This window comes from Pseudomonas sp. GD04019 (assembly GCF_029837695.1).
Lineage (GTDB): Bacteria > Pseudomonadota > Gammaproteobacteria > Pseudomonadales > Pseudomonadaceae > Aquipseudomonas.
Genome location: NZ_JAOEEA010000003.1, coordinates 65,884 through 89,296 on the forward strand (window position 1 = coordinate 65,884; position 23,413 = coordinate 89,296).

23 protein-coding genes are annotated in these 23,413 nt (G+C 66.6%); 9 read left to right on the forward strand and 14 right to left on the reverse strand.

Going from position 1 to position 23,413, the window contains the following annotated elements; translation table 11 throughout:
- Positions 1-17 precede the first annotated feature (17 nt).
- Positions 18-905, forward strand: a complete 888-nt coding sequence (locus tag N7607_RS05410; protein WP_279869354.1) for a LysR family transcriptional regulator — start codon at positions 18-20, stop codon at positions 903-905.
- On the opposite strand, the gene speB is transcribed toward N7607_RS05410, so the two are convergent.
- A complete protein-coding gene (gene speB / locus N7607_RS05415; RefSeq protein ID WP_279869356.1) occupies positions 902-1,858 on the reverse strand; it encodes an agmatinase in 957 nt (318 codons plus the stop codon). The genes N7607_RS05410 and speB overlap by 4 nt on opposite strands.
- A 116-nt stretch (positions 1,859-1,974) precedes the next feature.
- A complete protein-coding gene (locus N7607_RS05420) occupies positions 1,975-3,048 on the reverse strand; it encodes a polyamine ABC transporter substrate-binding protein (RefSeq protein WP_279869357.1) in 1,074 nt (357 codons plus the stop codon).
- A gap of 142 nt (positions 3,049-3,190) precedes the next feature.
- On the opposite strand from N7607_RS05420, the gene N7607_RS05425 reads away from it, so the two are divergent.
- Positions 3,191-4,087, forward strand: a complete 897-nt coding sequence (locus N7607_RS05425) for a LysR family transcriptional regulator (protein ID WP_279869358.1) — start codon at positions 3,191-3,193, stop codon at positions 4,085-4,087.
- Positions 4,088-4,090: 3 nt separating this feature from the next.
- On the opposite strand, the gene N7607_RS05430 is transcribed toward N7607_RS05425, so the two are convergent.
- Positions 4,091-4,276, reverse strand: a complete 186-nt coding sequence (locus N7607_RS05430; protein WP_279869359.1) for a hypothetical protein — start codon at positions 4,274-4,276, stop codon at positions 4,091-4,093.
- A 33-nt stretch (positions 4,277-4,309) separates the two neighbouring features.
- On the opposite strand from N7607_RS05430, the gene N7607_RS05435 reads away from it, so the two are divergent.
- The 5 genes from N7607_RS05435 to N7607_RS05455 all read left to right on the forward strand — a co-directional run bounded on the left by N7607_RS05435 (position 4,310) and on the right by N7607_RS05455 (position 8,255).
- Entirely contained in the window at positions 4,310-4,519 is a 210-nt protein-coding gene (locus N7607_RS05435; protein WP_279869360.1) for a hypothetical protein, read from the forward strand.
- A 71-nt stretch (positions 4,520-4,590) separates the two neighbouring features.
- Complete coding sequence (locus N7607_RS05440) at positions 4,591-5,151, forward strand: NAD(P)H-dependent oxidoreductase (protein ID WP_279869361.1); 561 nt, start codon at positions 4,591-4,593, stop codon at positions 5,149-5,151.
- Between the two features lie 49 nt (positions 5,152-5,200).
- Positions 5,201-6,130, forward strand: a complete 930-nt coding sequence (locus tag N7607_RS05445; protein WP_279869362.1) for an ion channel — start codon at positions 5,201-5,203, stop codon at positions 6,128-6,130.
- Positions 6,130-7,602: an NAD(P)/FAD-dependent oxidoreductase gene (locus N7607_RS05450; protein ID WP_279869364.1), complete on the forward strand. Its 1,473-nt coding sequence runs from the start codon at positions 6,130-6,132 to the stop codon at positions 7,600-7,602. The genes N7607_RS05445 and N7607_RS05450 overlap by 1 nt, the downstream gene beginning before the upstream one ends.
- Before the next feature lie 35 nt (positions 7,603-7,637).
- The gene (locus N7607_RS05455) at positions 7,638-8,255 is read left to right on the forward strand and encodes a glutathione S-transferase (RefSeq protein ID WP_279869366.1); all 618 of its coding nucleotides are present in this window, start codon (positions 7,638-7,640) and stop codon (positions 8,253-8,255) included.
- Here N7607_RS05455 and N7607_RS05460 read toward each other — a convergent pair.
- The 9 genes from N7607_RS05460 to N7607_RS05500 form a co-directional block, all read right to left on the reverse strand.
- On the reverse strand, positions 8,243-8,764 hold the full coding sequence (locus N7607_RS05460) for a hypothetical protein (protein WP_279869367.1): 522 nt from the start codon (positions 8,762-8,764) through the stop codon (positions 8,243-8,245). The two genes, N7607_RS05455 and N7607_RS05460, sit on opposite strands and share 13 nt — an antisense overlap.
- Entirely contained in the window at positions 8,761-9,039 is a 279-nt protein-coding gene (locus tag N7607_RS05465) for a hypothetical protein (protein ID WP_279869368.1), read from the reverse strand. Before N7607_RS05465 ends, N7607_RS05460 begins: the two co-directional genes overlap by 4 nt.
- Positions 9,030-9,161 (reverse strand): hypothetical protein, encoded by a 132-nt coding sequence (locus N7607_RS05470; RefSeq protein ID WP_279869369.1) that lies wholly within the window; start codon positions 9,159-9,161, stop codon positions 9,030-9,032. The genes N7607_RS05465 and N7607_RS05470 overlap by 10 nt, the downstream gene beginning before the upstream one ends.
- Complete coding sequence (locus N7607_RS05475; RefSeq protein WP_279869370.1) at positions 9,158-9,463, reverse strand: hypothetical protein; 306 nt, start codon at positions 9,461-9,463, stop codon at positions 9,158-9,160. Before N7607_RS05475 ends, N7607_RS05470 begins: the two co-directional genes overlap by 4 nt.
- A 44-nt stretch (positions 9,464-9,507) precedes the next feature.
- Positions 9,508-10,860, reverse strand: coding sequence for a cell envelope integrity protein CreD (gene creD / locus N7607_RS05480; RefSeq protein WP_279869371.1), 1,353 nt, complete (start codon positions 10,858-10,860; stop codon positions 9,508-9,510).
- A gap of 171 nt (positions 10,861-11,031) precedes the next feature.
- Positions 11,032-11,466 (reverse strand): CBS domain-containing protein, encoded by a 435-nt coding sequence (locus N7607_RS05485; RefSeq protein ID WP_279869373.1) that lies wholly within the window; start codon positions 11,464-11,466, stop codon positions 11,032-11,034.
- Positions 11,467-11,593: 127 nt separating this feature from the next.
- Positions 11,594-13,018, reverse strand: coding sequence for a two-component system sensor histidine kinase CreC (gene creC / locus N7607_RS05490; RefSeq protein WP_279869375.1), 1,425 nt, complete (start codon positions 13,016-13,018; stop codon positions 11,594-11,596).
- A gap of 92 nt (positions 13,019-13,110) precedes the next feature.
- A complete protein-coding gene (creB, locus tag N7607_RS05495; RefSeq protein ID WP_279869377.1) occupies positions 13,111-13,797 on the reverse strand; it encodes a two-component system response regulator CreB in 687 nt (228 codons plus the stop codon).
- Positions 13,798-13,880: 83 nt separating this feature from the next.
- The gene (locus N7607_RS05500) at positions 13,881-15,125 is read right to left on the reverse strand and encodes an HD-GYP domain-containing protein (protein WP_279869420.1); all 1,245 of its coding nucleotides are present in this window, start codon (positions 15,123-15,125) and stop codon (positions 13,881-13,883) included.
- 133 nt (positions 15,126-15,258) lie between these two features.
- Here N7607_RS05500 and N7607_RS05505 point away from each other — a divergent pair, with 133 nt between their 5' ends.
- Together N7607_RS05505 and dbpA are read left to right on the forward strand one after the other, a co-directional pair.
- Positions 15,259-16,146 carry an acyltransferase gene (locus N7607_RS05505; RefSeq protein WP_279869379.1) on the forward strand — a complete coding sequence of 296 codons (888 nt, stop codon included), beginning with the start codon at positions 15,259-15,261 and terminating at the stop codon, positions 16,144-16,146.
- A gap of 71 nt (positions 16,147-16,217) precedes the next feature.
- Positions 16,218-17,591 (forward strand): ATP-dependent RNA helicase DbpA, encoded by a 1,374-nt coding sequence (gene dbpA / locus N7607_RS05510; RefSeq protein ID WP_279869381.1) that lies wholly within the window; start codon positions 16,218-16,220, stop codon positions 17,589-17,591.
- Positions 17,592-17,743: 152 nt separating this feature from the next.
- Here the strand turns inward: dbpA and N7607_RS05515 are convergent, their stop codons facing one another.
- Entirely contained in the window at positions 17,744-18,490 is a 747-nt protein-coding gene (locus N7607_RS05515; RefSeq protein ID WP_279869383.1) for a transporter substrate-binding domain-containing protein, read from the reverse strand.
- A gap of 446 nt (positions 18,491-18,936) precedes the next feature.
- A complete protein-coding gene (locus N7607_RS05520) occupies positions 18,937-23,412 on the reverse strand; it encodes a DUF6701 domain-containing protein (RefSeq protein WP_279869386.1) in 4,476 nt (1,491 codons plus the stop codon).
- Position 23,413: the final 1 nt, after the last annotated feature.

Here is a 23,413-nt window from a genome sequence, read left to right on the forward strand (position 1 = left end):
CCCGATGCGCTATCCGCATGAATGATCTACGCCAGCTGCGCCACTTCGTCGCCCTCGCCGAGCATGGCCACTTCGCCCGCGCCGCCGAAGCCGTGCACCTCAGCCAACCGGCGCTGAGCCGCAGCATCCAGGCCCTGGAGAGCGGCCTGGGCTGCCGCCTGGTCGACCGCCACAGCCGCGGCATCGGCCTCACCGCCCACGGCCTGCTGGTGCTGGAGCACGCCCGTCGCCTGCTCGCCGGTAGCCGCGCGCTGGACAATGCAGTGCGCCAGCTGGGCAATCTGGAGAGCGGCGAACTGCGCCTGGGCGCCGGCCCCTACCCCGCCGCCCGGCTGCTGCCGCAGGCCATGGGCCAATTCGCTGAACGCTTCCCGCGGGTGCGCCTGCAACTGCTGATCGAAAACTGGCAGCAACTGCGCACGCGCCTGCTCGACGAGCAGGTCGAGCTGTTCGTCGCCGATATCCGCGAGCTCGCTGGCGACCCGCAGCTGCAGATCGAGCCGCTGCACACGCACCCCGGCGTGCTGTTCTGCCAGCCCCGGCATCCGCTGCTGCAACGCGGGGCGCTGGAGCTGGCCGACCTGCTGGACTATCCGCTGGCCGGCACCCAGCTGCCCGATGAGGTCATCGCCGCACTGCGCGGTCTCGGCGCGGGCGATAACCCGCTGACCATCCAGTGCGACAACTTCATGGTGCTCAAGGAACTGGTGTCCAGCAGCCTGGTACTGAGCATGGCGCCCTGGGACGTGATCGCCCAGGACCTGGCCGACGGCCGACTGGCCGTGCTGCCGCTGGCCTTCAAGCTCGGCCAGCGCTCCGCCTACGGCCTGGTCAGCCGCGCCGGCCACAGCCTGTCGCCGGGTGCAGCCGAGCTGCGGCGGATCATCCTGGAGCAGGACGCCTAGCCCAACCTGTGCCGATAGGCATACAGGCAGACCATTTCCATCGCCAGGGTCGCACCGGCCAGCGCGGTGATTTCCGAGTTGTCGTAGGGCGGCGCCACCTCCACCACATCCATGCCGACCAGGTTGATGCCGCGCAGGCCACGCAAGATTTCCAGGGCCTGGTGGCTGGACAGCCCGCCGCACACCGGGGTGCCGGTGCCAGGAGCGAAGGCCGGGTCGAGGCAGTCGATGTCGAAGGTCAGGTACACCGGGTTGTCGCCGACGCGGGCGCGGATCAGCTCGGCGATCTGCTCCGGCGTGCTGCGGTTGACCTGCCGCGCATCCAGCACCTGGAAGCCCATTACGTCGTCATTGGTGGTGCGCAGGCCGACCTGCACCGAGCGCGCCGGGTCGACCAGGCCGTCCTTGGCGGCGTGGTAGAACATGGTGCCGTGGTCGATGCGCGCGCCCTCCTCGTCCGGCCAGGTGTCGCTGTGCGCGTCGAAGTGGATCAGCGACAGGGTGCCGTGCTTCTTGGCGTGGGCCTTGAGCAGCGGGTAGCTGATGAAGTGGTCGCCGCCCAGGGTGAGCATGGCGCAGCCGGCGTCGAGGATCTTGTCGGCGTGGGCTTCGATGGCCGCCGGGGTGTCCTGCGGCGTGCCGTGGTCGAAGTAGCAGTCGCCGTAGTCGATGCAGGCCAGCAAGTCGAAGGGGTCGAACTCCCAGGGGAAGTGCCGCGCCCAGGCCGACTGGATCGACGCGGCGCGGATCGCCCGCGGGCCGAAGCGGCTGCCTGGGCGGTTGGTGGTGGCGGTGTCGAACGGCACGCCGCTGACCACCAGGTCCACCCCACGCAGGTCGCGGGTATAGCGGCGGCGCATAAAGCTGGTGATGCCAGCGTAGGTCGGCTCGGCCGCGGTGCCGTACAGGCTGTCGCGGGTCATCGCCTGGTCGTTGTCGAAGGCTTGGTCCATGGGTGGGTCTCGCTAGGTAAAGGCTGGGATTTACCGTAGGAGCGAGCTCTGCTCGCGAAAGCGCCTATACAGAACCTTCGCGAGCAGAGCTCGCTCCTACGCGATTCGAGTCAAACTCAGTACTGGGTGCGGAACGCCGTCCACAGGCGGGTGCGCTGGCGCATCTCGCGCAGCGGCAAGCTCTGTTCGGCGAACAACTTGGCGCGCATGTCCGCTGCCGGGTAGATGTCCGGATCGCCGCTCACCGCCTCGTCCAGCAGCGGCGTGGCGGCGCGGTTGGCATTGGCGAAGTACAACGAGTTGGTCAGCTCGGCGATGGCTTCGGGCTTGAGCATGAAGTCGATGAAGGCGCGGGCGGCCTCGGGGTGCGGCGCGTCCACCGGGATGGCCAGGGTGTCGAACCAGATCAGCGTGCCTTCCTTGGGAATCCGGTAGACCACCGAGAAAGGCTGTTTGGCCTCGAGTGCGCGGGCGGTGGCCATGCCGGCGTCGCCAGTGTAGGTCAGCGCCAGGCAGGTTTCGCCCTTGGCCAGGTCGTCGATCTGCCGGCTCTGGCCAACGTAGCGCAGGTTCGGTTGCAGTCTGGCCAGCAGGGCCTTGGCCGCCTCGCGGTCGGCCTCGGCGGTGCTGTACGGGTCCTTGCCCAGGTAGTTGAGCACCACGGCGATGACCTCCTGCGGCGAGTCGAGCACACTGATGCCGCAGTCCTTGAGCTTGCTGGCGTACTCGGGCTTGAACAGCAGGTCGAGGCTGTCCAGCGCTACGCCGGGCAGGCGCTGCTCTACCGCCTCCTTGTTGATGCCCAGGCCGATGGTGCCCCAGGTGTAGGGCACGCCATAGGCGTTGCCAGGGTCGACTCCGGCCAGCTTGGCCAGCAGCTCGGGATCGAGGTTGCCCTTGCCGGCCAGCTCGCCCACCGGCTGCAGCGCCTTGGCACCGATGGTGCGGGCCAGCACGCTGGAAGATGGCACCACCACGTCATAGCCGCTGCCGCCGGTGAGCAGCTTGCTCTCCAGGACTTCGGTACTGTCGAAGGTGTCGTACTTGACCTTGATCCCGGTCTCGGCCTGGAAGCGCTGCAGCGCCTGCACCGGCACGTAGTCGGCCCAGTTGTAGAGGTTGAGGACTTTTTCCTCGGCCTGCAGCGGCAGGGCGAAGGCGAACACAAGCAAGCTGGCGACAAGGCGCATGAGCGGATTCCTCGGCAGATTCGATAGCCCGCGCCCCTCTGTTGGGGGCTCTGGAGTGACGCCATCCTGCGCCGCCGTTTGCTTCCGATAAATACGAAGTGATCTACTCTGGCATCGCAATCTATCAATGTATGGAGCCTCCATGCTCAGCCAGCTGCGCGACCTTGATCTGCAACTGCTACGCCTGTTCGTCAGCGTGGTGGAGAACGGCGGCTTCAGCGCCGCCCAGGGCGAGCTGGGCATCGGCCAGTCGACCATCAGCACGCAGATGGCCAAGCTGGAGACGCGCCTGGGCTTTCGCCTGTGCGAGCGCGGCAAGGCCGGCTTTCGCCTGACGCCCAAGGGCGAGCAGGTGCTGGCTGCCACGCGCAAGCTGTTCGGCGCCATCGAGACCTTCAAGGGCGAGGCCCAGGGCATGGCCGACAAGCTGCTCGGCGAGCTGGCCATCGGCCTCTCCGAGTCGCTCGACGCCAGCATGCTGCAACGCGTCGCCGCGGCCATCGGGCGCTTTCGTCGGCGTAACCAGGCGGTGCAGATCGAGCTGATCAGCGCCACCCCGGCCGAGCTGGAACGGCGCCTGCTGCAGGGACAGCTGCACCTGGCCATCGGCTATTTCTCCGGCACCCAGAGCGCACTGGACTACCAGCCGCTGTTCGAGGAGCAGCAGTCACTGTATTGCGCCCAGGGCCATCCACTGTTCGCTCAGGCCAAGGTCAGCCGCGCCGACCTCGACGCCTGCGACCGGGTGCTGCACCCCTATCGCTTCATCGCCGCCGACGAGCCCTGGCAAGCCGGTAGCAGCAGCGCCCGCTGCGAGCAGGTCGAAGGCAGCCTGGCGTTCATCCTCTCCGGCGCGCATATCGGCTACCTGCCGCAGCACGTGGCGGCGCCCTGGGTCGCCAGCGGGCAGCTGCGCGAACTGCTGCCGAACGAAGTCGGCTTCAGCGTGCAGTTCCGCCTCACCCGCCATCGCGGGCGCCAGCCCAGCGAGGCACAGCAGGCCCTCAACGAAGACCTGCTGGCGAGCTTCGTCGGCTAGGGCTCAGTGGCGTGGCGACCGTCCTGCGTGCTCGCGCTGGCGCAGGCGCTCGGCGAGGGCGTCGAGCGCATGCAGGGCCTGGTGGATGCCCTGGTGCAGGGAGCGCGGCGCGGCGGCCGAGTTCGATGCAGCGGCGAAGTCTTCGGCTTCGAGCTGATAACGCGGGTCGAAGAGGTCGAACCTATCCATAACCAATTCCTCACGAATCATGGCCGGCGCGGTATGCGCGGACGCAACAAGGCAGTGACGGGCATCGGGGATTGTTCTTGTTCGGCCAGCGTGCCGCCGGTTGATGACACGCCTGCAGGCTATGACCCACTTGGCGTGCCGGCGGTTTCGCCGCCGCTGATCAATTTCTGCGCGAACGCCTTCACGAGCAAGCCGGCGGAATGTCGCAGCCCGGCCAAGCCGCGCGCCAGAGCGGCGGCGTAATCGGCGCGGCGCACTATAGTTTCCTGCTCAAGTCTCCAGCCCGTTCACCCACTCGTACCCCAGGAGTCACCATGAGCAAGGTTTACAAGGTCGCGGTCATCGTCGGCAGCCTGCGCAAGGCCTCGATCAACCGCAAGCTGGCACTGGCGCTGGCCGAACTGGCACCGCCCTCGCTGCAACTGCAGATCGTCGAGATCGGCGAGCTGCCGCTGTACAGCGAGGACATCGACGTCACCCCGCCACCGGCCGCCTACACGGCCTTCCGCGACCAGGTGAAAGCGGCCGACGCGCTGCTGTTCGTCACTCCGGAATACAACCGCTCGATCCCGGCGCCGATGAAGAACGCCATCGACGTCGGCTCGCGCCCCTACGGCCAGAGCGCCTTCGGCGGCAAACCCGGCGCCGTGCTCAGCGCCTCGCCAGGCGCGGTCGGCGGCTTCGGCGCCAACCACCACCTGCGCCAGTGCCTGGTGTTCCTCGACGTCCCCGTGCTGCAGCAACCCGAGGCCTACCTGGGCGGCGCCGGCAGCTTCTTCGACGACAACGGCAAGCCGAACGACGGCATCAAGGGCTTCCTGCAGAAGTTCATCGACGCCTACGCCGCCTGGGTGGAAAGGAACCTGAAGGGCTAGAGCAGGATGCGCAGGCTAGGCTTGCGCTATCCCTCTGCGAGTTCTGCCCATGAACGATGACGCGCCCAGCGAGATCAACTGGCTGGCCCCCGACCAGGACCGGCGCCTGGCCGAGGGGCTGGGCGCGGCGCTGGAGGCGCGGGCGCGCAGTGGCGAGTCCATGCGTGGTTTCCGCCTCAAGTACGCCAGTCTCGCCGGCATCGACCTGGTGCATCACGGCAGTCGCGAGGGCTATGACCTGCGTGAGGCCGACCTGTACCGCGCAGATCTGCAGAACGCTCATCTGTTCGCCCTGAACCTGCGCGGTGCCTCGCTGATGAAGGCCGACCTGCGCGGCGCCAACCTGCACTGCGCCGACCTGCGCGACTGCAACCTGCTGGGCGTGCGCCTGGAGGGCGCGCGGCTGGACAACGTGCTGTGGGATCGCCAGCTGATCCAGGAACGTCGCGGCCGCGAGCGCCAGCGGGAAGGCCACGCGGAAGGCGCGCGGCAGGATTTCGAGGAGGCCGAGGAGACCTATCGCAACCTGCGCCTGCGTCTGGAGAAGGCCGGCCTGTTCGAGCAGGCCGGGCAGTTCTTCCACCGCGAGATGGTCATGCGTCGCCTGCAGATGCCGCGGTTGTCGAGCCGGCGCCTGCTCTCCTGGCTGGTCGACCTGTTCTCCGGCTACGGCGAGAAGCCGCTCAACGTGGTGCTGTTCTCCCTCGGCCTGATCTTCGCCTGCGGCCTGCTGTACTTCCTGGTGGGCGTGCGCCACGGCGACCTGCCCCTGGGCCTGGCCCTGGAGCGTGGCCTGGCGGCCAACCTGCGCGACCTGCTCGACTGCATCTATTACAGCGTGGTGACCTTCACCACCCTGGGCTATGGCGACATCACGCCCCACGGCCTGGCGCGGCCGATCGCCGCCTTCGAGGCCTTCGCCGGCAGCTTCACCATGGCCCTGTTCGTGGTGGTATTCGTGAAGAAGATGACCCGTTGATGCAGGGCGAATCGACCATGCTGGCGGTGCTGGTGATCGGTGCCGGCTTCTCCGGCATCGGCATGGGCATTCGCCTGCGCCAGGCCGGTATCGAGGACTTCCTGATCCTGGAACGGGCCGGCGAGATCGGCGGCACCTGGCGCGACAACCATTACCCGGGCGCCGCTTGCGATGTCGAATCGCACCTTTACTCCTTCTCCTTCGAGCCGCGCGCCGACTGGTCGCGCAAGTATTCCGGGCAGGCGGAAATTCTCGACTACCTGCACCACTGCGTGCGCCGCTACGGCCTGGCGCCGCATATCCGCTGCAACGCGACCATGACGGCGGCACGCTATGACGAGGCCGGCGGTCACTGGCGCGTGCAGCTGGCGAGCGGCGAACTGCTGCGCACGCGGGTGCTGATCAGCGCCGTCGGCGCGCTCAGCGAGCCGGCGATTCCCGCACTGCCGGGCCTGGCCGATTTCCGCGACGTGCGCTTTCACTCCGCGCAGTGGGACCACACGCAGGATCTGGCTGGCAAGCGGGTGGCAGTGATCGGCACGGGTGCCAGCGCCATCCAGTTCGTGCCACCACTCGCCGAGCAGGCCCGCCAGCTGTTGCTGTTCCAGCGTACCCCGCCATGGATACTGCCCAAGGCCGACCGGGCCTTCAGCACCGGTGAGAAACGCCTGCTGCGCCTGCGCCCGCTGCAGTGGCTGTATCGCGCACTGATTTACTGGATCAACGAGTCGCGGGTGCCCGGCTTCGCCCGCCGCCGCGACTGGCTGCTCAAACCCGCCGAACGCATGGCCCTGCACCACCTGCGCCGCCAGGTCCACGACCCCGAACTGCGCCAGGCGCTGACGCCGGACTACCGCATCGGCTGCAAGCGCATCCTCATCTCCAACGACTACTACCCGGCCCTGCAGCGCGCCAATGTGCGCCTGGTGCGCAGCGCCATCGCCCAGATCGGCGCGGACCATATCGACACCAGCGATGGCGAGCGCCACCAGGTGGACGCGCTGATCTTCGCCACCGGCTTCCGCGCCACCGAGTACCTGCATGATGTCGATATCGTCGGGCGCCAGGGCCTTAGCCTGCGCGAGGCCTGGCGCGATGGCGGCGAAGCCTACCTGGGCATCGCCTGCGCCGGCTTCCCCAACTTCTTCATGCTCACCGGCCCCAACACCGGCCTCGGCCACAGCTCGATGATCTTCATGATCGAAGCCCAGCTGGGCTTTATCCTGCAGGCCATCCAGCGCCTGCGCGACGATGGCCTGCGCAGCATCGAGGTGCGCGCCGCGGCGCAACAGGCATTCAACGCGCAGCTGCAGGAGCGCATGGCCAACTCGGTGTGGAGCAGCGGTTGCCGCAGCTGGTACCTCGACGCCCGTGGCCGCAACACCACCCTGTGGCCGGCCAGCACCCTGGCCTACTGGTGGCAGACCCGGCGCTGGCCGGCCGAGGCCTTCACCCTGGAGCCGAGCGACTGATAGGCTGCATCAGCTCAACCGAACGAGGAGCCAGCATGAGCAGCATGACCCTGTACCACTCCCCCGCCTCGCCCTTCGTGCGCAAGGTACTGGTGCTGCTCCACGAGACCGGGCAGATCGAGCGGGTGACCCTGCATGCGGTGCAACTGACGCCAGTGGCGCCCAGTGCCGATGTGCTGCACGACAACCCGGCCGGCAAGATTCCCGCCCTGCGCCTGGCCGACGGCACGGTACTGCACGATAGCCGGGTGATCCTCGACTACCTCGACAACCAGCATGTCGGCGAGCCGTTGATCCCTACCGGCGGTGCACGCTGGCGGCGCCTGACCCTGGCCTCGCTGGCCGACGTCATCCTCGATGCCGCCGTGCTGCTGCGCTACGAGACCTTCCTGCGCCCCGAGGACAAGCGCTGGGACCAGTGGCAGACGGCCCAGCAGGAAAAGATCGAACGGGCCCTGGCCTATTTCGAGAACGAATGCCTGGCCGAACTCGCCAGCCGCTTCGACATCGCCGCCATCGGCCTGGCCTGCGCCCTGGGCTATCTCGATTTTCGCCAGCCGCAGCTGGGCTGGCGCGAGCGTTTTCCGGGTCTGGCTGCCTGGTTTGCCGACGTCAGTCAGCGGCCGTCGATGCGCGACACTCAACCGAAGTAGCCGAATACGATCAGCCCCTCCTGCGGCAACACCAGCAGGGCACCTTCGTGTTTGGTGGTGTAGAAGCCCCGACTGGCTCGGCCGATCCTTGTGCTCAGCTCGTCATCGGCATCGGCGCACTGCAGACCCAGAAAGATCGGTGAAAGCCCTCCCCCTTCATCCGGGGTTGGCAGCGCCTGCCAGGGTGCGTAGTGGTAGTAGTCATCATCCGCATGGCCGCGTGCCTGTCGCGCATCTTGCAGCACCGCCATACCCTCACGCTGCAGGCGGGCGCGTAGGCGGGGCGACATGTGCAACACCGCGACGCCACAGCCTTCGCGGATTCCGCTCTCGCCACCGACCAGTACCAGGCCGTCCACTTCCAGCTGCGCGGGCAGCACATCGATCGCATGGCTGCGCTCGAACATCTTGTAGGTCATGTAGAGCAGCAGGAGCAGGCAGAACCATAGCATCACCCCGCGATAGATCAGCTTTGCGATCACCATCAGGACGGACTTCACCTGACTCATATCGCCCCTCCATGGCAGTAGAACAACCAGGCCAGAACCAGCGCCGCGGCCCCCAGCAACGCGCCCCGGCGCCAGTTCGATCCGTTGTGCGCGCTCGGGCGCCACAGGTAGGGCACCTGCAGGGCCAGGCCCAGCATAGCCAGCGGCGTGAAGAAGGCGTTGAACGGCCAGGACGGCAGCAGCAGCCCCAGCAGCACAGCCAGCAGGTAGGCCAGTTGGTAGCCCGCCATCAGCCCCGCAGTGAAGTACCAGGCGGAGCCTGCCTTCAACGCCATGGCAGCCCCTTCCAGCGCGATACCGTCACGGGCTGCAAGGGCCGTGGAAACAGGCGGGCGATGCGCCGCGCCAGCAGATGCCCCAGACGCGCTTCCTCGCGCAGACCGACATGGCCGCTCATGTCCGGTACCACAGGCGGAAGAAGCCGGCGGCCAGCAGCAGGGCGACCTGAGCCAGGGCCACGCACAGCTGTAGGAACGACTGCACGCTGGAATTGCTGGCGGCGTCTGGCACGCCGGTCAGGCCATCCCAGAAGCCGCCCGGCAGCAGCGCCAGGGCGACGCTGGCCAGCGGTCGGCCGCTGAGGTTAATACCGTGGATCAGGTCGAACTGGCCGAAGAACATCAGGCCGACCAGGAGCATCCCGGCCACCACCAGGCCGAGGGCGAAACAGGCGGAAAATTGCATCATCAGACGAAGCATGGCGATCTCCTCGAAGGGCGCGGCCACCGCCGCGCCCGTATCGATCAGGCGAGGGTGGTGGTCGGCTTGGCGATGCCGTACCAGTCGAGCTTGCGGGTCAGCACCATCACCGCAGCGAGCAGGCCGAACACCAGCAGCGAGCCCATCAGCAGGGCGTAGTCCTCGGCGCTGAGCAGGGCGTAGAGCATTGCGTACAGCCCGGCCAGGGCGGCGGTGAAGCCGGCGCCGCGCAGCCAGCTGTGCAGCACATGGCTGACGTAAAAGCCGATCAGCAGCACGCAGGCGGAGGCCGCCAGGGCATAGGCCTGGGCGAAGGCCATGTGCTCGGCCAGCGACAGCAGCAGCAGGTAGAACATCGCCAGCGACAGGCCGACCAGGCCGTACTGCACCGGGTGCACGGACAGGCGCTTGAGCACCTCGAAGAGGAAGAAGCCGGCGAAGGTCAGGGCGATGAACAGCAGCGCGTACTTCAGCGCGCGATCGCTCTTGAGGTACTGATCCACCGGGTCGACGAAGCTGACGCCGAACTGGCGACCGAGGAAGGCGTTGCACTCGCCGGCATTGGCGCAGTCGTTCAGGGCCTCCTCCATGTTGGTGGCGAAGAAGCTGGTCTGCCAGCGCGCGCTGAAGCCCTTGGCGGTGATCTCGCGCTCGCTCGGCAGGTACTCGCCGATAAAGCTCGGATGCGGCCAGTCGGCGCTCAGGTCGACCTGGGTCTCGCGGCCCACCGGGGCGATGCTCAGCTCGCCGGTGCCCTGCAGCAGCAGGTCGAAGGCGAAGTCCAGGCGCTGCGCCTGATGGGTATCGGCCACCGCCATCGGCAACGGCGCGTGCACGCCGGCGCCCAGCAGCTGGTCGGCGCTGCCCGGCTGGAAGGCCAGCTTGCGCTCGCCCTGCTCCAGCACCAGGTTGTTCTTGATGCCACGGATGTCGCTGATGCCGACGCTGACGAAGGGCTCGCCGAAGCGGAAGTCGCCGAGGTCCTCGGTCACGCCGAAGTTGGCCGGCACCTCGAAGTGGCCGGAGAGGCGGCTGTTGCTGTGAAACAGCCGCGCCTGGTAGATGCCACGGGCGCGCAGCTCGGTACCGATCTCGCCGCCGACGGCCAGACGCTCCGGCAGGAAGTACACACGGCCGCTCACTTCGCTCTCTTCGAGGTAGCGCTCGCCGGTCTTGTCGTGGGTCTTCCACTCACGCACGGTCTTGCGGTAGGGCACCACCAGCAGCGGGCCGGTGATCTTCTGGCTGTGGCTGGAGCTGCGCGCGATGTCTTCCAGCACGCCGTCGCGCAGCTCCTGACGCTCCTCAATCATGCCGTCGATCATGATGATGGGGATCATCAGCAGAATGATCAGCGCGGCGATGGCGCCAAGCTTGATCAGCAGGTTGCGATTCATGGGGAAACTCTCCTTGGGTTGGACCGTGGGGAGAGTCTCGACGGCGCCGATGGTGGCGCCGTGCGGGGATTGTGGAGAGCGTGTGGAGTTTGTGTGGCGAGAGGTAGGGCGGGTGAAAACCGCGACCAGACCGCCTAGCTACGCGGGCTTCACCCGCCCTACGGCACGACGCTATTCGCCGCGAATGTACTGTTCCAGCTGCTGGATCAGACTGGCCTGGTCGGCGATGGTCTGCTTGACCAGGTCGCCGATCGACAGCATGCCGATCAGCTCACCGTCGGCCACCACCGGCAGGTGGCGCAGGCGGTGGTCGGTCATCATTTGCAGGCAGTGCTGCACGCTGTCACGCGGGCCGACGGTAATCACTTCGGCGGTCATGATCTCGCTGACCTTGGCCTCGAAGGCGCCGCGCTCCAGTTCGGCCAGTTTGCGCACGTAGTCGCGCTCGCTGACGATGCCCACCAGGCGCCCGCCGGCCAGCACCAGCAGTGCACCGATCTTCTTCTCGGCCAGCTCCTTGACCGCATCCAGCACCGAGGCCTCCGGGGCGATGTGGTGGACATAAGCGCTGGGCTTGGTTCTGAGCAGTTCCGCAACGGTCTTCATGCATCGCCTCCCCGGGCTGATTGTTATTCCCCGTCAAGCAGGATCTCTGCCAGCCACGGTGCTGGCTCGATCTGTAACGAAGCATAGCCCAGCTCAGTCGAGGCTCCTCTGGTCGAGCTGGGTACGCTCAGGCCAGCGGCAGTCGCAGGCTGGTGCGCACACCGCCGGGAACATTGCTCAGGGCCAGTTCGCCGCCATGCAGCGCCGCCACCTCCTGCACGAAGTTGAGCCCCAGGCCGGTGCTTTTGCGCCCGCTGGCGGGGCGCGGCAGCGAATAGAAGCGCTCGGTCAGGCGCGGCAGGGCGTAGTCGGGAATCGCCTCGCCCTGGTTGAACAGGGCCAGCTCCACGCGCCCCTCGGCGACCTCGGCACTGAAGCGCAGTTCGCCACCCGGCGGGGTGAAGTCGAGGGCGTTGTCCAGCAGATTGGCCAGCGCCTGGCGCAGTAGGAAGCGCTCGCCGGGTACCACCAGGCCGGCGGCGATGTGGTTCTCGACCTTCAAACCCGCGGCCTGGATGCGCGCGGCCTGGGCCTGCAGCAGGCCGTCGGCGAGATCGTGCAGCTCCACCGCCACCCGCTCCTCCAGCCCCTGACGCTGCTCCACCAGGGCCAGGTTGAGCAGGCGCTCGATCAGCTGCTGCAGGCGCGCACCCTCGCTGGCGATATTGGCCACGAAGCGCTGACGCTGCTCGGCGGGCATGTCGCTCTCGAGCAGCTCGGCGGCACCGCGGATCGCCGCCAGCGGGCTCTTCAGCTCGTGGGTCAGGGTATGCACGTACTGCTCGACGTAGTCCTTGCCCTCCAGCTCGGTGCGCATCTTCTGCACCGCCTGGGCCAGCTGGGTCAGCTCGCCGCCGCGCAGGGCCGGCAGCTCGGCGCGCTGGCCCTGGCTGACGGCCTGGGCATAGCGGGTCAGCTTGCGCAGCGAGCCGCTGAGCCACCAGGACAGCGCCCCGCCGATCAGCAGGCCGAGCACGATCAGCCCGGCACCCAGCCAGCCCAGGCGGCGCTGGGAGCGCTCGATGTAGGGCTGCAGCGACTGGTTCGGCTTGGCCACCGAGACCACGCCGATGATCTGCGCGCCATCCTTGATCGGCGCGGCCACGTACATCACCGAACTGTTCTCGTCGGCCGGGTCCTCGCGGGTCGAGCGCGCACCGTATTCGCCGCGCAGGGTCAGCAGCACGTCGTTCCAGCGCGAATAGTCCTGGCCGACGGCGACGCCGCTGGAGTCGAGCAGGACGATGCCCTTGGCATCGGTGACGTAGATGCGGTGGCTCACCGCGCTCTTCTCCACGCCCCAGATCTGCGCCTGCGGCTGGCGCAGACCGTAGGCCTTGAGCAGCTCTGGCCAGCGGCTCTGCTGCAGGCGCGCGTGCTTCACGTCGTCACGCAGGATCTCGGCCAGCAGGTTGGCGGTGTCCACCAGGGTTTCCTCGGTGGACTGGCGCACGCCGGGGCGGATCTCGTCCATCACCGTGCTGAGCACGAACCAGCCGGCCAGGCCAACGAACAGGAAGTACACCAGGAAGATGCGAACGCCTAGCGGCATGCCCGCCCTCCCGCACGATGCCCAGGGATCTGCCGCATACCGGTCTCCTTGCGGGGCTGCGGCCACACGGCCGGGATGGGGCGCATGGCCGCCTAGGCGCTCTTCGGGCTGTAGCTGTAACCCAGGCCACGATGGGTCTGGATCGGCTCGGCGTCGGGGGCCACCTGGCGCAGCTTGGCGCGCAGGCTCTTGATGTGGCTGTCGATGTTGCGCTCGTAGCCGGCGTCGGCCGGTACGCCCAGGGCGTCGAGCAGCTGCTCGCGGGCGAACACCCGCTCCGGCTGCGCCAGCAGCGCCTGCAACAGACGGAATTCGTGGCGAGTCAGCACCAGCAACTGCTCGCGGTAGTGGATCTGCACCCGTTCGGCATCCACGCGAAACGGCCCGCCATCGGCCGGCGCCGCTTCGGCCGCGCGCGGCGCCATGCGTTTGAGGATGGCCTTGACCCGCGCCGCCACCTCGCGCGGGCTGAACGGTTTGACCACGTAATCGTCGGCGCCGATCTCCAGGCCCACCACCCGGTCGATCTCGGCGTCACGCGCGGTGAGGAAGATCACCGGCACCTCGGAGAAACGGCGCAGCCGCTTGCATGCCTCGAAACCGCTGATATCGGGCAGGCCGACGTCGAGAATCAGCAGGTCGGCAGGGGTGCGCTGCTGAAACTCCAGGGCCGCCTCGGCCAGGTTCAGCCAGGTGGTGGTGAAGCCTTCGCCCTGCAGGGCAAACACCAGGGTGTCGGCGATGGCGGCTTCGTCTTCGACTATGAGGATGTGCGGCATGGCGTCCGTGCAGGCTGAGTGACTGCGGGGCACGGTGCCGCATGGCGCCCGGCCCGTCAATCACCGCCATGCAGCCGAGCGGATCAGCCGAAAATCGAGCCCTTACTGGCCGGGATGCCCGACCACATTTCCTCGATGTTCTTGAAGCCCCAATCCTCGGCGGACTCGCGCGCGACTATCTTGTCGCGCCCGGCCAGCTTGGCCAGATCGAGCACTTCCTGCGGGATCGGCATTTTCGAGCGCGCGGAGAAGAACACCTTGACCCGCGGCGTGAGCAAGGATTTCTCGTGCTGCTCCAGCACCACGCCGAGGCGGCCACTCTCCAGGCGCACCAGGGCGCCGACCGGGTAGATGCCCACCGATTTGACGAAGGCCTGGAAGATCTGCGGATCGAAGTGCCCCTTCCACTCGGCCATCTTGCGGATCGACTCGGCCGGGTCCCAGCCCTTCTTGTACGGGCGGTCCGAGGTGATCGCGTCGTACACGTCGCACACCGCGCCCATCCGCGCGAACAGGCTGATCTGCTCGCCGGCCAGGCGGTGCGGGTAGCCAGAACCGTCGAACTTCTCGTGGTGGTGCAGGCACACGTCGAGCACCAGCGCGCTGATCTGGCGGCAGTCCAGCAGCATCTTCGCGCCGGCCTCGGGATGGCTGCGCATGGTGCCGAACTCGGCATCGGTGAGCTTGTCCGGCTTGTTGAGGATGGTGTCGGGGATGGCCATCTTGCCGATGTCGTGCAGCAGCCCCGCCTCGCCCGCCTCGCGCACCTGCTCCTCGGACAGCCCGAGCTGGCGGGACAGGGCGATCATCAGGGCGCACACCGCCACCGAGTGCATGTAGGTGTACTCGTCGGAGGTTTTCAGGCGCGCCAGACTGATCAGCGCATTGGGGTGGCGCAGCACCGAGTCGGAGATTTCCCGCACCAGTTCCCCGACATGCTCCAGGGCCACGGCCTGGCCCATGCGCGCGTCGCTGAACATTTCCACGACCGCCGCCTTGGCCTGCGAGCACAGCTTGATCGCGCGCTGCACCTCCTGGTCGAGGCTGGTACGCGCCGGCGGGGTACGGCTGTCGGCGGCGAGCAGTTGCGCCTCGGCTTCCGCCTCGACCTCGGCGACGCTCTGGCTAGCCTGACCCGGCGCCACATCGAGACCCTTGCTGACGTCGATCCACACCTCCTGCACATCGCTGTCGCGCACGCGCTGCAGGTCACGCTCGTTGTCGAGCAGGAAACGCCCTTTCCAGAACGGATGGTCCATCCATGAACCGCAAAACTCGTGGATATACATACCGAGCACCAGCTCGGAAACGGCAATACGTTTAAGCACGATGGATGAACCGCTGCTCTGTTTGATGTCTGCCATGCAGAATACGCCAGGACCCCGCAGGGCACATTGCCACTAGCGACTTTATTTTTTCGCCTGCGACTATCATGGCACCACTTCGCGACAAGGAGTCCCCATGCGTCGACTGCTCACCGCCTGCAGTGTGGTCCTGCTACTGCTGCTCAACACCCTGATCCTGATCGGCCCGCTGCTGCTGATCGCCCTGCTCAAGCTGGTGCTGCCGGGCAGGCGCCTGCGCAACGCCTGTTCGCGCGGGGTGATGTGGGTGGCGGAAACCTGGGCCGAGATCGACAAGCTGATCTTCGCCCTGCTCACCCCGACCCTGTGGGACATCCGCGGCGGCGAAGGCCTGCGCCGCGACCGCTCCTACCTGGTGATCAGCAACCACCAGTCCTGGGTGGATATCCCGGCGCTGGTCCAGGCCTTCAACCGCAAGACGCCCTACTTCAAGTTCTTCCTCAAGCAGGAGCTGATCTGGGTGCCGTTCCTCGGACTGACATTCTGGGCGCTCGACTATCCCTTCATGAAGCGCTATTCCAAGGCATTCCTGGCCAAGCACCCGCAGATGGCCGGCAAGGACCTGGAGATCACCAAGCGCGCCTGCGAGCGCTTCAAGGACCTGCCGGTGACGGTGGTCAACTACCTGGAAGGCACCCGCTGCACCCCGGCCAAGCAAGCCCAGCAGGGCTCGCCCTACCAGCACCTGCTCAAGCCCAAGGCGGGCGGCGTGGCCTTCACCCTGGCGGCCCTGGGCCCACAGCTGGACGCCCTGCTCGACGTCACCCTGGTCTACCCCGGCCAGCGTCCACCGGGCTTCTGGAAGCTGATCAGTGGCCAGGTGCCCAGAGTGATCATGGATATCCAGACCCGCGAGCTGGACCCGGCGCTATGGGCCGGCGACTACGAGGGCGACCCCGAATTCCGCCAATACGTGCAGGCCTGGGTCAGCCAGCTGTGGCAGGACAAGGACGCCCACATCGCCGAGCTGAAGCGCAGCGTCTGATCGGCACGGCGGGAGCGGGGCGGCGCGGCCTGTTACACTTCGCGCCCGCCCTCCCCGCCAGGTTCGCCCCCGTGACCACCGCCTTCGCCTCCCTGTCGCTGTCCGCCGCCATGCGCGACAACCTCGCCGCCCTCGGCTATGCCGAGATGACGCCGATCCAGGCCGCCAGCCTGCCGCTGATCCTCAAGGGCCGCGACCTGATCGCCCAGGCCAAGACCGGCAGCGGCAAGACCGCAGCCTTCGGCATCGGCCTGCTGCACCCGCTGAACCCGCGCTTCTTCGGCTGCCAGGCGTTGGTGCTATGCCCGACCCGCGAGCTGGCCGACCAGGTGGCCAAGGAGCTGCGCCGCCTGGCCCGCGCGGCGGACAACATCAAGATCCTCACCCTCTGCGGCGGCGTGCCCTTCGGCCCGCAGATCGGCTCGCTGGAGCATGGCGCCCACGTGGTGGTCGGCACCCCGGGGCGCATTCAGGAACACCTGCGCAAGGGCACCCTGAAGCTCGACGGCCTCAACACCCTGGTGCTGGACGAGGCGGATCGCATGCTCGACATGGGCTTCTTCGACAGCATCGCCGAGGTCATCGAACAGACCCCGGCGCGCCGCCAGACCCTGCTGTTCTCCGCCACCTACCCGGCCGGCATCGAGCAGCTGGCTGCGCGCTTCCTGCGCGAGCCCGAGCGCGTTCAGGTGGAGGCCCTGCACGACGACGGGCAGATCGAGCAGCGCTTCTACGAGATCGACGGCAAGCAGCGCATGGAGGCGGTGATCCGCCTGCTGCGCCACTTCCGCAAGCAGCCGGCGGTGGCCTTCTGCGCCACCCGCCAGCAGTGCGACGAGCTGGCGGCGATTCTCGAGGCGGAGAAGATTTCCGCCGCCGCCCTGCACGGTGACCTGGAGCAGCGCGACCGCGATCAGGTGCTGACCCTGTTCGCCAACCGCAGCCTCAGCGTGCTGGTGGCCACCGACGTGGCCGCCCGCGGCCTGGACATCGCCGGCCTGGAGCTGGTGATCAACGTCGAGCTGGCCCGTGACGCTCAAGTGCATATCCACCGCATCGGCCGCAGCGGCCGCGCCGGCGAGAAGGGCCTGGCCGTGAGCCTGGTAGCGCCCAGCGAGGCCAGTCGCGCCCAGGCCATCGAGGAGCTGCAGGATAGCCCGCTGACCTGGCAGCTGCTCGGCGAACTGAAGGACAAGGGCGAGGCGCTGCTGCCGCCGATGCACAGCCTGTGTCTGGCCGCCGGACGCAAGGACAAGCTGCGCCCCGGCGACATCCTCGGCGCGCTGACCGGCGATGCCGGCATCCCCGGCGACAAGGTCGGCAAGATCGCCATCTTCGATTACCAGGCCTACGTCGCGGTGGATCGCGACCTCGCCAAGCAGGCCATGCAGCGCCTGCAGAGCGGCAAGATCAAGGGCCGCGCGGTGCGGGTACGGATGCTCTGAGGTCCTGCCCCCTCTCCCTCCGGGAGAGGGTTGGGGTGAGGGAACTAGGCCGACGCAGGATGCCAAAGCCGAGGGTCGGGGTGATCTATCAATACTCCACTCCCTCACCCGCCCTCCGGGCCCCCTCTCCCGAAGGGCGAGGGAATCGCTCGCTAATCGCCGCTGGCCAGGCCGTGGCGCTGGAAGATGCGCCGGTAGCCGCCATCCGCGCGCATCGCCTCGATGTTGGCGTTGAACTCGCGGACGATCTGCTGGTGCAGCGGGTGGCTGCGCCGCACCAGAATGTGCAGGCCGTTCTCGCTCAACGGCACCTCGACGAACTCCACCGCATCGCGCACCTCGCGCAGGTCGCGATTGAGGTGGTACTGCGCCACCAGCTCGTCTTCCAGAGTCAGTTGCACCCGCCCGGCCGCCAGCATGCGCGCGCCCATGGCGAACTCCAGCACCGGCACCTTGCTCAGCCCCTGGGCGGCATCGAAGGCCGCGTCGTAGCTGTAGCCACGTACCACGGCGATGCTGTGCGGCTGCAGACTGTCCAGCCCGTCGTATTCGATGGGCATGCCGGCGCGGCGCAGGAAGCGGATGCGGTTGACCAGATAGGGATCGGAGAACAGCCCGAACTGGGTGCGCTCGGCGCTGTACCAGGCGGCCACTATCACGTCGTAGTCGCCCTGCTGCAGGCCGCGCAGCACCCGCGCCCAAGGCACCTCGACATACTCCGTGGTATGCCCGGCACGCTGCAGCGCCGTACTTACAAGGTCTACCGCCAACCCATTGTTGGGTAGACGCTGATCGGTGAAGGGAGGCCAGGAGTCGCCGGTCAGCCGCAGGTGCTCCGCCACCGCCTGCTCTCCCAGGAGCAGGGCGACCAGCAACGCGAGACCAGGGAACCGATTCATGCCCGACTTCCGACTACGAGGGACTCCCTAGAGCCTAGCCATCTCCTCTCCCACCCGCGCGACCGTCCGACACGGGGCGTGCAAACGCTCACAACCCGCGTCTTGCATGACCTTCTCCTGTGCGCTGCTCACCAACTCCAAGCTTTCGCCGAGGACCTGACAGCAGAAAACCAGCCAAACGCGCACCGTAATAAAACTGGCACACCTCATGCTTAGTATCAGGTAACTCCAGTTTTGGGGACCTTGGTACAGGCAGGCCGGGGAATCCCCTCTTTTACACCCCAGGCAAAAGGCCGCCCCTGAGGCGGCCTTTTTGCGTTCCGAGGCCCTGTTTTCCCGGGCCTGGAGGACAGGAGGGCGACAGCGCAGCACTTAGTCCACGGGGCTACTGCCGACTAGCTTCCTGACGGCACGTTCAGTTCTGGTGCAGACCGCACCGATGCTGGTCAGCGATACAGCTCACGACGGAAGATCAGTGGCGTCGCGCCCTTGTAGATACCGAAGCTGGCCAGGCCTCGCGCCGCCGAGCGCGTGGCACCGGTCCAGGGGTACTGCAGCCAGGTCGGCGCCGCAGGGAAACTGACCTGCACCGAACCCGCATTGCCTTCTCCAGGCGCACTCAGGGATATCGCCCGACTGGCTGGGCTGACCGGCCAGCTCAGGCTAGCCGTGGTTTCCCCTGCCGCCAGTGCATCGGTGTAACCATCCAGAAGCGCCGTACCCAGTACCGCAGGCGTGGTGCAGTTATCCAGCCCCTCGGGCTGGAAGCTGCCCCCGGCCGTGCTCTGCCAGGTTTCCAGGGCCAGTGGCAGGCTCAAACCCTGCAGCTCCGACCCATAGGCATTGCCGATGCGCAGGCGGCCGAGGCGGACGTCGCTGCCCGGGTTGTCGGCGAAGTCGTAGCTATAGTCGACGCAGCCGGAACCGGTGCCGTGGCAGACCACCTGCCCCTGGTCCGTCTCCTGCAGGCTGGTCGCAGAGAAACGCTGGCGGATCTTGGCCTTGAAAGGATAATCGTCGCTACCGGGCATAGCTGCCGGCTGGTAGAGCAGTTGCTCGCCACTCCAACTGTAGGTACGCGCGCCATTGCCGTCACCAACTCCGGTTACGCTCAGGCTAGCCGTTCCCGCAACAGCCAGGCGCGCATCCAGAGCGGCCAGCCCGGTAAACGAGCTGTAGCTGCCGACACCGGGCGCCGCCAGTTTCCAAAAATCACCTTGGCTGACGTTGCCTCTGTCGTAGTTGGTGGTAATACCGCCACTACGGTTGCGCGCGGTGATGGTGAGGGTCGGCTGTAGACCGCTGGCGAACCCCATGGGCTGGCCCTGATAGCTGAGGGCGCTGCCGCAGCTGGGCGTCAGGCTGGCACTGCCGGCGGCGCTCAGGAAAGCAGGGATGAAACGGCCCACCAAGTCGCGACTGCCGCCGCCGACGGTCTCGCCGAAGTAGCTGACAGTGGGCGTGGCACTCAGGCTGAACACGCCGACTTCGGATATGGCGACATCGACTTGGGTCTGATTGCCCAGGGCATGGTCGTAGCTGGTGGGCGTCAGGGCGCCGGGGGCGCCGCCGATAGGGGCCTGCACCGCACTGCTCAAGGTGATGCCCGAGTGGCGGAAGTTCGGCGTGGTGATATTGCCGCTGCACAGCGCCTGCGCGGTCGACGCCTCGCCATCGCTCTCCCAGCCCACCGCGCGGATGGTCAGCGGGAAGCTGTCACCGGCGCGAATGCCACCGGGAAAGACCGCGCAATTGGCATTCGGACTGCTGCAGGCGCTAACGGTGCTAAGGCATAGGCCATAGGGTTTGCTGACGAATACTCCGTCAACAGTTCGCTGCTCAAGTACCAGCCCCTCATCTGCACTCCCAGCGCTGCCTAAATAGCGGGCCGTAAGCTTCATCTGCCCCGCATCGTCATAGCGCACGGTCAACGGCGCGGTGCCGGTCGCATCGAAGTGCAGACTGACATCGGTAGTCGCACTGGTAACGGCACTGCCATTGACCAGTACCGGTTGGCTGCCACTACCCGGATTGATATAGGCGGAAGTGAACTGCACGATGCGATCCACGTTGGCAAACGCCGGTACGCACTGCAGAGCGTTATCCGCCTTGCGCACCGCGCTCAGCGTTGCCGCCGTGGGCTTGGCCGCCAGCATATTCGGTACCTGCAATAGCAGGCCGCTGTTGGCATAGCTGATCTGGCAGCCCGCAGTCGAGCAGATCGGCTGGCTGTTGGGTTTAGTCGCAGGCACCGAGCCGAGATCATCTAAGGTGACCGTACCCACGGTAGGCACCCTGAGATGCGCCTGTGCCGTGCCCCCGCTGAAAGTGATCACGTTGCCATTAGCAGAGGCCGGCGTCGTAGCCGTCCAGTAGTTGGCCGGGCTCAAAGTGACGCTGACCGGGTTGGCGTAGAGACTGCTGCAACTGCTGTTGAGGCAGGCGCGGATGGTGACCGGCTGGGGATTGCAGGTCAGTGCCGTGCCGCTGTAACTGAACTCGAAGTGATCGATCTGCTGGCCGATGGGATTGATATTGGTGGCGCAGACCTGCAGGTCGTCCAGTTCGTGGATATTGGTCGATCCCCCAGTGGAGCCGGTCAGCGACAGATAGAAGTCCGCGGGTAGCGGCGCCTGGCTGTGGGCTGCCGCCAGCACATTGACCGCACTCAGGTTGGGTAGCACCACGAAGCCGTTGCCGGTGTCGCGCTCCACTGTCACCCGCGCCTCGTTGCTAAAGCGGCCATCCAGTGTGATGCGGTAGGTGTGCCCGGGCGCGGCGCTGGCGTTGGCGGCGCTATCGATGCCGGGGCTGAGGCCGGCCGCTGTACCGGCGATGTAGGTGTAACCCGTGCTGCCGGAGCCCGAGCCACGGATGGCGATGGAGTCCTGCCGCCGCCCCGGCCCACCCGGCCCGCCCTCGGTTGAGAAGTTGCCGTACTCATCAATCCCTACGCCCAGCCAGCCACCGGCGAAACCGGGGTTGGCCGCATCGCCACGCGTGCCATAACCCAGTGGCCCACCGAAGGCCCCTGGTTGCGGCGTCACGGTCGCATCGGAGAGCACCACAGCCACGCCGTCGGCGCCGCTGCCGTTGTAGGCGTAGTACTTGAACTGCACCTGGATGTAGTTGCCCGCTGCTGGGAACAGACGCTGCAGAGTGGACGAGGTGGACACATTGCCCTGGTTGCTGGTCAGGCGCATGCGCTGGCTGTCGACAGTCGGCATAAAAGCCGTGGCGCCGCGACTGGCTACGGCCCAGTCCTCACCCAGGCTGCCATTGTTGAAGTTGTCGTTGAAGCATTGCAAACGCAGGGTGCACTGATGTCGCTCCTGATACAGCGTGGTGATCTGCGCCTGGGTCAGAGCCGTGCTGTATATGCGCAGCTCATCCAGATCACCGTCGAAATAGCGCCCGGCCAACCCCTGATCGGCTCCCAACTGTAGCGGATCACCGTTGACCACCGGTGTACCGCTGAAGCTCGCCTGACCAGCCAGGCTGCCATTGATGTAGATGCGCTGATCGCCCGGCGCATGACGAATGAGTACATGACTCCACTGGCCAGCGGTCAGCGTGCCAGTGCTGTTGAACTCGCGTGTGGCAGCAGGGCCGGTGGTCTGCCACCACCAGTTGATAGTGCCGTTGGGATTGAGGTGGAACTCGTAGTTCTCATCCTTGGACAGAATGCTCATCAGTCCAGAGGCCGGCAGTGCGCGTGGCTTGACCCAGACACCGATGGTGAAACTGCCAGGCAGATCAAGCAGGCTGTCATCCGCGCGTTGCACATACTGGCTCGAACCACTGGAGAGGCTGCCGTAGCCGCAGGTGCCCATCGCATTCACTTCCGGACGGGCGGGTGCTGCAGAGGATGGGCTGGCACCATTCAGCACGGAACCATGCAGGCCGTTAGGTGTGGCATCCCTGACCTCCCCAGCAGCGCCGTTCCAGGTGGTTTCATCCATCGACCAACTGAGCAAGGGGCCAGGTGAACAGGCATTGGCCGGCGTCGAGGTAGGCAGGCAACTCCCCGTCACCGTGCTGGGGCTGTTGACCGTAATAGTCTGGTTGGTGGGCGCGTTGAAGTTGCCATAGGCAGTGGTGTTGTTGAGCGTCACGCCATTGCTTTGCGTGGTCACCTCGACATAGGCAGTCGGACTGCCCAAGGTACTGTTGCTGAACGTCGCACTGCTCGCGCCGGTAACAGTACCGCTGGTCATGGTCACACCGCTGAAGGTCGCCAGGTTGTTGGCCGCGTAGAAGTCCCCCTTGATGGTGCCGCCGGTAATGCTTATGGAAGAGGAGTCCGAACGCGCACCGCCATTCAGATTGGTGCCATTGCTGGTAACGGCGCAGCAGCCGCTTCGTACCTGGCCCTCCACGCTACCGCCAGTCAGGCTCACGCTGCCGTTGGTGCTGGTGAGCGTGCCACCAATGGCGATGCCGCTCGTGGTGATCTGGCCGGCGGTGCGCACGTTTCCATTGATGCGACCACCGGTGAGATTCAGCACCCCGGAGTTGCTGGTCAGATTGCCAGCGATGGTGGTGCTGGTGGTGGTGATGTTGTTATCGCCGGTGACACCGCCCGAAACACTGCTGTTACTCAGGCTGATGGCCCCATAGCTGGTCTGCAGGCTGATGGCGGCGGTGCTGCTGCCGGCCGAGGTACCCGCCAGCGTCAGCGTATCGCCGGCCACCAGAGTAATGCTGGTGACGGTGGAAACGCTCAGCACATCGCCCGCAGCGGTGCTGATGCGACCGTTGCAGGTAAACACGTTGCCCGCCCCGTTGCGCCCCCAAGTACCGGAGCAGATCGACGGTGTGCCGCTCACGAAGGGGCTGCCGCTGGTGTTGAAAGTGTAAGTCGCCGCCAGGGCGTCCAGAGACAGCAGCATACCCAGCATTATCGAAATTAGACGCAACATG